Genomic DNA, 9,882 nt, shown 5'->3' with positions numbered 1-9,882 from the left:
GCCCGACGCGGCTCGACCCGACCGAACCGACCCGCGAACGCATCGCACACCCCGGCCAGGACCTGCCCCCACCGGGCAGGGTTTACGCTGTGGCACGCGGCCACCGCCAGATCTGAAAGTTTGTCCACAACATACAGACGATCACGCGGTGGCCGCACCTCGTCTAACCGGCCCCCACCAGCAACATCTCAAACGGCGGCTGCCGTACTAGTTGCTGCTGCCGGGGGCGGGGGCGGGGGCGGGGTAGATCGTGCACCGCGGTCCGGAGGCTTTCGGTCTGAGAAGATTTCTGACACTATCCATCGACGTATAGAAACTTTTCGTCGTCCGTGTTGTACCCGATCATCGTCATGGAGGATCAGTGCCCACTCGGAGACATCTGCTGGTCACCGCGGCCGCCGCGACGGCGTCGCTGGTCGCGGCGGGGCAGGCCGCCCAGCCCGCCCAGGCTGCGCCCGCCGCCGCCCTGCCTCAGGTCAACATGGAGGCGCTGATCAAGGCCGCGCAGATCGACCCGCGGCGCGCCGACAGCGCGATCACCGCGGGCAGCAAGGACAGCGTGCTCCAGGTGGAGCGAGCGTTGCAGGCCCGGGGCCTGCTGTCCGCCACCTACGTCGACGGCCATTTCGGCACCAGCACCGTCGCGGCGTACGCCGCGTACCAGCGGTCACTGGGGTATTCGGGGCTGGACGCCACCGGCCTGCCCGGGCTGACCTCGCTGCGCCTGCTCGGAGACCAGCGGTACACGGTGACCCTCCCGCTCTCGCCGGGCAGCACGGTGGCCCTGCGCGGTGTCACCGTGAACACGCGCACCAGGGCCATGCTGCTGGAGGCGGAGCGGCTGCTCGGCACGCAGTTGTCAATCACGCAGGGCTCGTACAGCTCCGGCAACTCGAGTTCGGCCGGCACGCACGACGGCGGCGGCGCGTTGGACCTCTCGGTGAGCGGCCTGTCCACCACCTACCGCACCACCGTGGTCCGGCAGTTGCGCCGGGTGGGCTTCGCGGCGTGGCTGCGCACGCCGTCGCAGGGTGACTGGCCGTACCACATCCACGCGATCGCGCTGGCGGACACCGACCAGTCGGCCGCCGCGCAGCACCAGGCTGGGGACTACTACCTGGGTCTCAACGGGCTCGCCAACCGGGGCGCCGACGACGGACCGGTCGTCACGCCCAAGCTGTCCTGGGAGGAGTACCAGCGAACGACCTGAGGTGGTGAACGGGTTCGAATCCTGATCAACGCCAGACCCGCGGGAGCCGGGCGACGCACGAGCGCCCGGCCCCCTGCGGCTACCGCCCGGTCCGGACGGCCGCTCAGCGCAGCCGGCGGATGTCGCCGTACGCCCGGTAGAACCCCCCGCGGCCCGACTCGCGGACCTCGGTCACCAGGTAGCGGGCACCCGGCTCGCGGATGCCCTTGGGGAACTGCACCGACCAGTCGCGCCGGTAGCCGTCGGAAACCACCTGGACTCGCATCCGTCCGCGATCGGTCAGGCACTGCACCACCACGCCCGCTCCGGCGTCGCTGGTCACCTCGACCACCGTCGGCTCCACGGTCCGCGGTGCCTGGCGGGGCGCCTTGACGTCCAGCACGTCCGGCACGTCCCCGCTCTGGGCCGCCCGGATCGCCGGCTCGCTGGCGTCGATGCAGGCCAGATGGCCGCCGGTGGTGACGACGTAGAGCCGATCGCCGTGGTACTGCATGGAGTACGCCGAGCCACAGCCGGTGCCGAGCTTCCACAGCCGGGTGCCGGCCGCGTCGAAGCAGTAGATCGAGGACTGGCTGTCGCCGGCGAACACGAACCGGCCGCCCTCGGCCGTAGCGCAGGAGAAGACCGGCGCGTCGCATCGGTAGCTGCGTTCGACCCGGCCGTCCTTGGCCAGCCGCACCACCTCACGGGTGCCCGTCCCGGCGAACACGCTGCCGCGCTCCTGCCATCCGAAGAGCACCGAACCGGTCCTGGTGTGCCAGAGCTCCCGGCCGGTACGCCAGTCGTAGCCGGTCACCCCCTGGGAATGGCCGTGGTAGAGCGCGTCGGTGTCGCAGCGCACCATCCAGGCGGAGCGGCCCCGCCCGGGCCGGCGCCAGAGGAACTCGTCCTCGTGGTCGATGGCGGCGATCCCGCCGTCGGCGTCGGAGACGCCCAGGACGCCGTCGTGGATGTCCAACCAGTAGATGTCGATCTCGGGGGCGATCGCGTACGCCACCCGGGGCACCTTGCCGGAGAGGTCGTAGACGTTGCCGTCGTCGCAGCCCGCGTAGACCCAGGCGTCGTCGGCGACGATGCACTTCACCCCGTCGGGGAGTCGAACCTGACTGCGCACCTGGGCGTCGTGGCCGAGGGTGGTGATCACGCCGTGCTCGTTGCCCACCATGCAGTGCTGCTCGTCGACGAAGATGCCGAAGGCGGGGGCACCGGAGTCGTAGCGCCAGAGCACCGGGGCGGTGCGGGCCGTGGAGCGGGTGCTGACGATCTGCCGCCGGGAGACACTGCGCTTCTGGCGGATGCCGGGAACCGCCGGAGCGTACCCCTTGCGGACCTTCTCCCCGATCTTCTTGGCCGCGGCCGCCCTCGCCCGGGCGTTGTCCGCGTAGGCGCTTGCCTTGACCTGCCCCTGGTCGCCGATCCGGCCGTATCGCACGGTCAGCGTGGCGTCATCGACAGCGACCTCGTAGAACTTGTGCGCACCGTCCACTTCGGACAGTTCGAGGTAGGTCGTCTCCTGCGGCATGGGGGCCTCCGAGGGGTCAGCGACCGGCCCGACGTGGCCGGCGCGGCGACAGTGAGCACACGCTAACCGCGCCCTCCGACAAGATCGGCTGCCGCTGGCACCGCCAGCGCAACGCCGAAACGCGGCCGGCCCGATCGGGCCGGCCGCGTTTCTGGAAACCGATCAGCCGGGTCGTCGGCGCTCTCGGGCCCCGCTGGTCAGGGCTTGCGGGCCACGGCGCCGTACGCGTCGATCCCCTTGGCGTCGGCGTCGTCCGGACGCCACAGGGGGATCGGCACCAGGCCGGGCTCGACCATCGTCAGCCCCGCGAAGCAACTGGCGAGATCCTCGGGGCTGCGCAGGATGTACGGAACGCCGCCGTTCTCCGCCAGCCGCTCGGCGCCGGACACCACCGCCGGGCTGGTGTTGGTGCCGTCCCACAGGACCAGGTGGCTGCCGGACGCGGTCGCGTCCATCGTCCGCCCGACGATCGAGCGCACCACCGCCAGGTCGGGCTCGTAGCCCATCACGCCCATGTACATCACGGCGATGGGCTGGTCGAAGTCCAGCGTCTGCGCGGCCTCGGCGAGAATCTTCTCCGGGTCGTGGTAGTCGGCGGGCACGTAGGTGGTGACGCCCTCCGAGGTCGTGCTGGCCAGCAGTGCCCGGGCGTGCACGAGAACCATCGGGTCGTTGTCGACGTAGACGATCCGCGACTCGGGCGCGATCCCCTGGGCGACCGCGTGGGTGTTCTGCATGGTGGGCAGGCCGGTGCCGATGTCCAGGAACTGCCGGATGCCCGCCTCGGCGGCCAGATGGCGCACGGCCCGCACCAGGAACCGGCGGGACTGCTGCGCCATGACGACGATCTCCGGGTAGACCTCGGCCACGGCGTCGCCGGCCGCCCGGTCGGCCTGGAAGTTGTCCTTGCCGCCCATCCAGTAGTTCCAGATCCGCGCCGCGTGCGGCACGTCGGGCTCAAGCTTCGCTGCGAGTTCGGCATCCGGGCCGGCCATGCCAGGCTCCTATCGGAAGGTTCGTCGGACGGTAGTCCACCGCTGCGGTACGACCAGCATGGTACCCGCGCGTCCACTGTCGACGATGCCCGGCCGGACCGGGCTGAGCTGACCTCACGGGGCGTCGACGACCTCGCGCCCGAGGGGCCAGAACGCGGCCGGGACGAGCTTGAAGTTGGCGATACCGAACGGGATCCCGATGATCGTGACGCAGAGGGCGATGCCGGCGACGATGTGGGACAGGGCGAGCCACCAGCCCGCCAGCACCACCCACAGGACGTTGGCCAGCCCGGAGGCGACACCCGCGCCCGGCTTGGGCACCAGCGTGCGGCCGAACGGCCACAACGAGTAGACGGCCAGACGCAGCGACGCGACCCCGAACGGGATGGTGATGACCAGGACGAAGCAGATCAGCGCGGCGATGCCGTAACCGACCGCCAGCACGATGCCACCGCCGAAGATGAGCCACAGCATGTTCAAGACGAAGCGAATCACTCTTTCAGCATGAGCGACGCTCGCCACCGGACAGTGCGCCCTTGTGAGCTGGAGGGATTGCGCGGTCGTGTCGGACCCACCGACTAGCGTGCGGACGATTCGTCCCGAAGGAGTAGCGCGATGCCCGACATCACCACCGCCACCCCGGACTTCGAGCCGGCGTCCCGCGCGTTGACGTCGCTCGTGCACGGGGTGACCGATGACCAGCTCACCTCTCCCACCCCGTGTGCGGGATGGGTCGTCGGCGACCTGCTCGATCATCTCGTCGGGCTCACGATCGCGTTCCGGATGGCCGCGGAGAAGGCTCCCGACGCTGCGCCGGGCGGCCCCGGCGAGTCCACGATGGCCAGTCTGGACCCTGGGTGGCGCACGATTCTGCCCGCGCAGCTCGACCAACTGGCCGCCGCGTGGCGCGTACCGAGCGCGTGGACGGGTGAGGCCGCGGCCGGCGGGGTCGTGCTGCCGGCTGAGGTCATGGGCCTGTTCGCGCTGAACGAGGTGCTCGTGCACGGCTGGGATCTCGCCCGGGCGACCGGTCAGGCGTACGACGTCGACCCGCGGACCGTCGAGTGGGTCCATGGTCTGGTGTCGCAGCAGGCGAGCAGCGAGGGCACCCCGGGCCTGTTCGGGCCGTCGATCGTGGTGTCGGCCGATGCCGCGCTGCTCGACCGGGTCGTCGGGCTCACCGGCCGCGACCCGGCCTGGACGGCACCGGTGGCTTCCTAGCAGGGATCAGCCGATCGGCCGCCGCTCGATGTCGGCCCGCATCCGCCGGTCCTGCTGGTGCGACGGCACGGTTGCCGGCTCCGCTGGCACTGTCACCCGCGGGCACGTCGGGCCCGGCAGCTCCGAGATTCCGTGAGCAGTGCGTCGATCTGGTCGCCGAGTTGATCCGGATGGCGCAGCGTCGAGCGGAAGCTCAGCCGGATGTCCCGGTCACCGGTGTGCAGCTCCAGTCGGAGCACGACACCGTGCCGGTCCAGGCGCAGCGGCCGGACCTGGCGAACACCCCGCAGCTGGTGGGCGGGTATCAGTCGGCACAGCCGTTCGACGGTGTGCGGGTGGTGGTGGTCGAGGTGGCACAACAGGTCGGCTTCGGCGGCGGCCAGCGGATCGGGCTGGGCGAGAGCGAACGCGGCCGGATCGATGGAGGCGGTGCCCTCGGCGGTGGTCACCTCGGCGGTGGCGAGATCGAGGACCGCCACGAGGTCGTCGTCGCTGCTGTCGTACCCGGGGGTGTCGCCTGCGGTGGGAGCCAGCCAGCCGGTGAGCGTGCCGCGCCCCCGGACCCGGTTGCGTACCGGGGTGGGTGCCAGGTCGGTCACCTCGATCATCGCCACCGTCTCCCGCTGGTGCGCGAGGCGCTGCGCCAGGCGGCACTCGGCCGGTAGGTCGACTCGCACCCGTCCGTCACCCGTCACCGTGTGCCGCCCGGCGACGTGCGCCTCGTGGCCCGGGATGTGCAGGGTGAGGGAGTGGGCGGCGACAAGCATCGATCGGAGCCGGACCGCTGCGTCGTCGGTGGAGTCCGTCGTGCTGGTCGAGGGGTTGCTCAACGCGATCACCTCCTAATAAGGTTAGGCTTGCCTTACTTGAGAGGTGAAGGATGAATCAGGCCCGCCCCAAGGTCAAGCGTTCCCGTGCTCTGGGCATCGCACTGACCCCGAAATGTGTGCGCTACTTCGAACGCCGCCCGTTCCCGCCCGGCCAGCACGGTCGGGCCCGCCGCACCACCAGCGACTACAAGGTCCGGTTGTTGGAGAAGCAGCGACTCAAGGCGCAGTACGACCTGCACGAGGGCCAGCTGCGGCGCGCGTTCGACCGGGCCGTGCGGCGGCCGGGCAAGACCGGTGAGGAGCTGATCGTCGACCTCGAGTGCCGGCTGGACGCGCTGGTCCTGCGGGCCGGTTTCGCCCGGACCATCTACCAGGCCCGCCAGGTCGTCACCCACCAGCACGTCACGGTCAACGGTCGTCGGCTGGACCGACCGTCCGCGCGGCTGCAGCCCGGTGACGTCATCGCCGTGGCGGGGCGCAGCCGGGGCAAGGCTCCGTTCGTCGTCGCGGCTGCCGGGGCGCATGCCCCGGAGCGTCCCGCGCCGTACCTGGAGGTCAGTCTGACCGGTCTGACCGCTCGCCTGACCCGGGTTCCGCTGCGGCCGGAGGTTCCGGTCGTCTGCGACGAACAGCTCGTCGTCGAGTACTACTCGCGCTGACCGAGCGGCGGTCGCCCGCGGCCGCCGCCGCGCGGCCCTGCCGCGGCGGGCTGCGGTACGCGGGACGACGGCTCTTCCGCGTCGCCGTCGAGCGGCGATGCTCCGGTCTCGTCGGCCGGAGGTGCGACGGCGACGCCAGCGCGGGCCAGCAGTCGCGTGCCGGGGGAGTGGTCGATTTGAGCCCCGAGGGGGGCAAGATCCGGGATGCCGTAGTGCTCGTCGAGGACCTGCATGGCGGCGCCCGCGGCGATCGCGTCCGCGCCGAGGCTCGACAGGGCGACGTCCGTGCTGAGCCAGTCCCTGCGCCGCGTGTCCGCCTGGACGGCCTGCTCGACCGCGGCGAGGTAGATGTCCGCGTGCCGCAGGAGATCCGCCCCCGCCAGCACCACGTGGGCGAGGTCGAGTGTCTGGAGCAGGTTGACGACGCCGATCGCCAGGACGCGGGCCGCGCGGGGGATGTCTCCCGCGTCGGCGGCCTGGTTGTGGACGATCTCCAGGCAGCCGTGGCGTCCGCAGACGCAGAGGGGCCCGTCCAGATCGACAACGGTGTGGCCGAACTCCCCGGCGTTGGTGTGTGCGCCCCGGTGAGCGGTGCCGCCCAGCCAGAAGCCGCCGCCGATGCCCGACTCGACCATGATGAGCGCGGCGTCGCCGAACGTCCCGCCATGACGCCACGCCTCGGCCGTGATCCCCGCCGCGACGTCCTTGTCGAGATGCACCGGCAGGCCCAGGTGCGCCTCAGCGAGCTCGCGCAGCGGTACGTCGTGCCAGTGCCGCAGACCGTGCGCGTCGCGCACCAGGCCGTGCTCGTGGTCCAGCGGGCCGATCATGCCGAGCCCGACGCCGGTCAGTCGAGCGCGGAGGTCGTTGCCGCTGGTGATGGCGTCGATACCCGACTTCAGGGTGTGCAGAAGCTGTTCCGGGGTGAAGTCGCTGGGTAGCGGGCTGACCGCCGAGTGCCGCACGGTGCCGGCCAGGTCGACCAGGACCAGCCGCAGAGTGCGTCTGGCGACGTGGGCGCCGATGGCGTACCGGCTGTCGGGGACCAGTTCGTAGACCACCGCGGGCTTGCCGATGGACGCGCGGCGGACACCGGCGGAGCGGATCAGGCCGTCGGCGACCAGGCGGGCGATGACCTTGGAGACAGCCTGCGGGGTCAGGCCGGTGGCCTTGACGACGGTGGACCGTTCGAACGTCCGCGCGGTACGTCCCACCGCCATGACGAGCGCCTGGTTGTAGCCGCGCAGGAACGTCACGTCGGCTGTGGTGCGAGTCATCTCACCACCCTATTACGCAACGCTGTTGCTAAATTCGCTCCGTGCACGGATTGAGCAGAGGTCGACGCGTGGCCGCGGTCGTCGCCCTGGCCCTGGGTGGCGTCGCGGTCGGCCTGACCGAGTTCGTGGCGATGGGCCTGCTGCCCGAGATCGCGCGCGGCCTGCTTCCCGAGCAGTACGCCCAGTCATCGTCGGGCGCGGTGGCCCGGGCCGGCTGGATGATCACCGCCTACGCGCTCGGCGTGGTCGTCGGCGCGCCCCTGATCGCCGCCCTGAGCGCGCGCGTACCCCGCAAGAAGCTCGTCCTCGGGCTGCTCGTCCTCTTCGCCGTCGGCACGGTCGCGTCCGCGATCGCCCCGACGTTCGGCCTGGTGCTGGTGGCGCGGTTCGTCGCGGCGCTGCCGCACGGTGCGTACTTCGGTGCGGCCGGCCTGCTCGCGGCGGCCCTGATGGGTCCGGGTAAGGAGGCGCGCGGCTTCGCCACCGTGCTCAGCGGCCTGACCGCGGCCAACGTGGTGGGCGTACCGCTGATCACCCGGCTCGGGCAGGCGGCCGGCTGGCGTACCGCCTACCTGGTCATCGCCGGCGTCTTCCTGCTCACCCTGGTGGCGGTGCTGGCGGTCGTCCCGGAGGTCGCCGCGGCGGCGGACGGCTCGCCGGCCGCCGAACTGAGGGCGCTGCGGACCTCGCAGGTCTGGCTGGTCGCGGCGACGGGGGCGGTCGGCTTCGCCGGGTTCTTCGCGGTCGACTCCTACATCGCGCCGGTCACCACCGACGTCGCCGGCCTCTCGGCCGCGGCTGTGCCGTGGGCGCTGGTGGCGGTGGGCCTCGGCATGACCGTCGGCAACGCCCTGGGAGGCTGGCTCGCGGACCGGGACCTGCGCCGGAGCATGATCATCGGCTTCGTCGCGATGATCGCGAGCATCGCCGTGTTCAGCCTCGTCGCGTCGACCCGCACCGGCCTGTTCGTGGGTGCGTTCCTGGTCGGCGCGACCAGCCTCTATCTGGGCCCGGTCCTGCAGGCGCGCCTGATCACCGTCGCCCCTGGAGCCCAGCTGATGGGTGCCGCGGTCAACCAGTCGGCCATGAACATCGCGAACAGTCTGGGCGCTGCGCTGGGCAGCGTCGCCATCGCCGCCGGGCTCGGTTATCTCGCACCCGCCCGGGTGGGCCTGGCCCTGGCGGTCCTCGGGCTGGTCCTGGCCGGTGTCAGCCTCGCCGCCGACCGTCGCTCACGCGAACCAGACCCGGTCGCCGTCGCGCACTGACCCGCCGGGCGGGGACCTGGGGACGCGTCCGGGTCAACGCGGCGGGAAACTGATCTCATGTCCTCGACGATGCTGGTGGTCGGCCCGAAGCTCGCCGTGGCGCTGGTGGTCCTGACCCTCGTGGCGGCGGTCGTCGTGACCGTGGGAAAGCTGGGTCACGGTCGAGAGGTCATGGTCGCCGCCGTCCGTGCCGCGATCCAGTTGGGCGCCGTGTCGCTGCTCATCGCGGCCATCGTGTCGTCGCTCTGGGCCACGGCCGCGTTCGTCGTCCTGATGTGCGTGGTGGCGGCGGGCACCTCCGGCCGGCGCATCACCGGCGGCGGGCAGGGGTGGTGGGCCGGCGCGCCGATCGTCACGGGCAGCATGCTGGTGGTGCTGGGCCTGCTGCTGGCGGGTCTGGTGCCGCCGCGTGGCATCGCGATCATTCCGGTCGCGGGGATCCTGATCGGCGGGGCGATGACCGCCACCTCGTTGGCCGGCCGCCGCGCGCTGGACGAGCTGACCAGCCGGCGCGGTGAGGTGGAGGCCGGCCTGGCGCTGGGCCTGCTGCCACGGGACGCCGTGCTGCTGGTGTGCCGTCCGGCGGCCGGACAGGCGTTGGTCCCGGCTCTCGACCAGACCCGGACGGTGGGCCTGGTGACCTTGCCGGGTGCGTTCGTCGGGGTGCTGCTCGGTGGGGCGAGCCCCCTCGCCGCCGGTGTGACGCAGCTGGTCGTGCTCGTCGGGCTCCTCGCCGTCGAGGCCGTCGCCGTCGTCCTCACCGTCGAGCTGGTCGCCCGTGGCCTGCTCCAGCGCGCCGGACCGGCGCCGCGGCGAACGGATCGGGCCTGGACCCGCCTCGCGCCGTGGTTGTCCCGACGACCACCGGCCCGCCGGGAGGAGGCCTGACCTCCACCGGGC

10 protein-coding genes are annotated in these 9,882 nt (G+C 71.8%); 5 read left to right on the top strand and 5 right to left on the bottom strand.

All coding sequences use genetic code 11. The features are described 5' to 3' along the window. Window positions 1-361 precede the first annotated feature (361 nt). The gene (locus tag KBX63_RS26790) at window positions 362-1,210 is read left to right on the top strand and encodes a peptidoglycan-binding domain-containing protein (RefSeq protein ID WP_210915986.1); all 849 of its coding nucleotides are present in this window, start codon (window positions 362-364) and stop codon (window positions 1,208-1,210) included. 103 nt (window positions 1,211-1,313) lie between these two features. Here the strand turns inward: KBX63_RS26790 and KBX63_RS26785 are convergent, their stop codons facing one another. From KBX63_RS26785 to KBX63_RS26775, 3 genes are all read right to left on the bottom strand, one after another. Then, on the bottom strand, window positions 1,314-2,732 hold the full coding sequence (locus KBX63_RS26785; protein ID WP_210915985.1) for a WGR domain-containing protein: 1,419 nt from the start codon (window positions 2,730-2,732) through the stop codon (window positions 1,314-1,316). Between the two features lie 197 nt (window positions 2,733-2,929). After that, a complete protein-coding gene (locus KBX63_RS26780) occupies window positions 2,930-3,727 on the bottom strand; it encodes an SAM-dependent methyltransferase (protein WP_210915984.1) in 798 nt (265 codons plus the stop codon). A 114-nt stretch (window positions 3,728-3,841) separates the two neighbouring features. Beyond that, complete coding sequence (locus tag KBX63_RS26775; RefSeq protein ID WP_210915982.1) at window positions 3,842-4,222, bottom strand: YccF domain-containing protein; 381 nt, start codon at window positions 4,220-4,222, stop codon at window positions 3,842-3,844. A 120-nt stretch (window positions 4,223-4,342) separates the two neighbouring features. Here KBX63_RS26775 and KBX63_RS26770 point away from each other — a divergent pair, with 120 nt between their 5' ends. Continuing rightward, window positions 4,343-4,948 (top strand): TIGR03086 family metal-binding protein, encoded by a 606-nt coding sequence (locus KBX63_RS26770; protein ID WP_210915981.1) that lies wholly within the window; start codon window positions 4,343-4,345, stop codon window positions 4,946-4,948. 92 nt (window positions 4,949-5,040) lie between these two features. Here KBX63_RS26770 and KBX63_RS26765 read toward each other — a convergent pair whose 3' ends face one another. Continuing rightward, the gene (locus tag KBX63_RS26765; RefSeq protein WP_210916001.1) at window positions 5,041-5,715 is read right to left on the bottom strand and encodes a DUF2470 domain-containing protein; all 675 of its coding nucleotides are present in this window, start codon (window positions 5,713-5,715) and stop codon (window positions 5,041-5,043) included. Window positions 5,716-5,828: 113 nt separating this feature from the next. Between KBX63_RS26765 and rpsD the strand changes: the two genes are divergently transcribed. Next, complete coding sequence (gene rpsD / locus KBX63_RS26760) at window positions 5,829-6,437, top strand: 30S ribosomal protein S4 (RefSeq protein WP_210915980.1); 609 nt, start codon at window positions 5,829-5,831, stop codon at window positions 6,435-6,437. Here the strand turns inward: rpsD and KBX63_RS26755 are convergent. Further along, window positions 6,425-7,714, bottom strand: a complete 1,290-nt coding sequence (locus KBX63_RS26755; protein WP_247663191.1) for an ROK family transcriptional regulator — start codon at window positions 7,712-7,714, stop codon at window positions 6,425-6,427. The two genes, rpsD and KBX63_RS26755, sit on opposite strands and share 13 nt — an antisense overlap. Window positions 7,715-7,782: 68 nt before the next feature. Here KBX63_RS26755 and KBX63_RS26750 point away from each other — a divergent pair, with 68 nt between their 5' ends. Together KBX63_RS26750 and KBX63_RS26745 are read left to right on the top strand one after the other, a co-directional pair. Beyond that, the gene (locus KBX63_RS26750; protein WP_374102269.1) at window positions 7,783-8,982 is read left to right on the top strand and encodes an MFS transporter; all 1,200 of its coding nucleotides are present in this window, start codon (window positions 7,783-7,785) and stop codon (window positions 8,980-8,982) included. A 57-nt stretch (window positions 8,983-9,039) separates the two neighbouring features. Beyond that, window positions 9,040-9,870, top strand: a complete 831-nt coding sequence (locus KBX63_RS26745; protein ID WP_247663183.1) for an ABC transporter permease — start codon at window positions 9,040-9,042, stop codon at window positions 9,868-9,870. Window positions 9,871-9,882: the final 12 nt, after the last annotated feature.

Source organism: Micromonospora sp. U21, from assembly GCF_018070045.1.
Lineage (GTDB): Bacteria > Actinomycetota > Actinomycetes > Mycobacteriales > Micromonosporaceae > Micromonospora.
This window is presented reverse-complemented; position numbering and strand designations above follow the sequence as displayed.

Excerpts from the sequence above, each read along its gene's own strand:
- KBX63_RS26785 (WP_210915985.1), bottom strand. The coding sequence starts at position 2,732 with ATGCCGCAGGAGACGACCTACCTCGAACTGTCCGAAGTGGACGGTGCG.
- KBX63_RS26780 (WP_210915984.1), bottom strand. The coding sequence starts at position 3,727 with ATGGCCGGCCCGGATGCCGAACTCGCAGCGAAGCTTGAGCCCGACGTG.
- KBX63_RS26770 (WP_210915981.1), top strand. The coding sequence starts at position 4,343 with ATGCCCGACATCACCACCGCCACCCCGGACTTCGAGCCGGCGTCCCGC.
- KBX63_RS26765 (WP_210916001.1), bottom strand. The coding sequence starts at position 5,715 with ATGCTTGTCGCCGCCCACTCCCTCACCCTGCACATCCCGGGCCACGAG.
- rpsD (WP_210915980.1), top strand. The coding sequence starts at position 5,829 with ATGAATCAGGCCCGCCCCAAGGTCAAGCGTTCCCGTGCTCTGGGCATC.
- KBX63_RS26755 (WP_247663191.1), bottom strand. The coding sequence starts at position 7,714 with ATGACTCGCACCACAGCCGACGTGACGTTCCTGCGCGGCTACAACCAG.
- KBX63_RS26745 (WP_247663183.1), top strand. The coding sequence starts at position 9,040 with ATGTCCTCGACGATGCTGGTGGTCGGCCCGAAGCTCGCCGTGGCGCTG.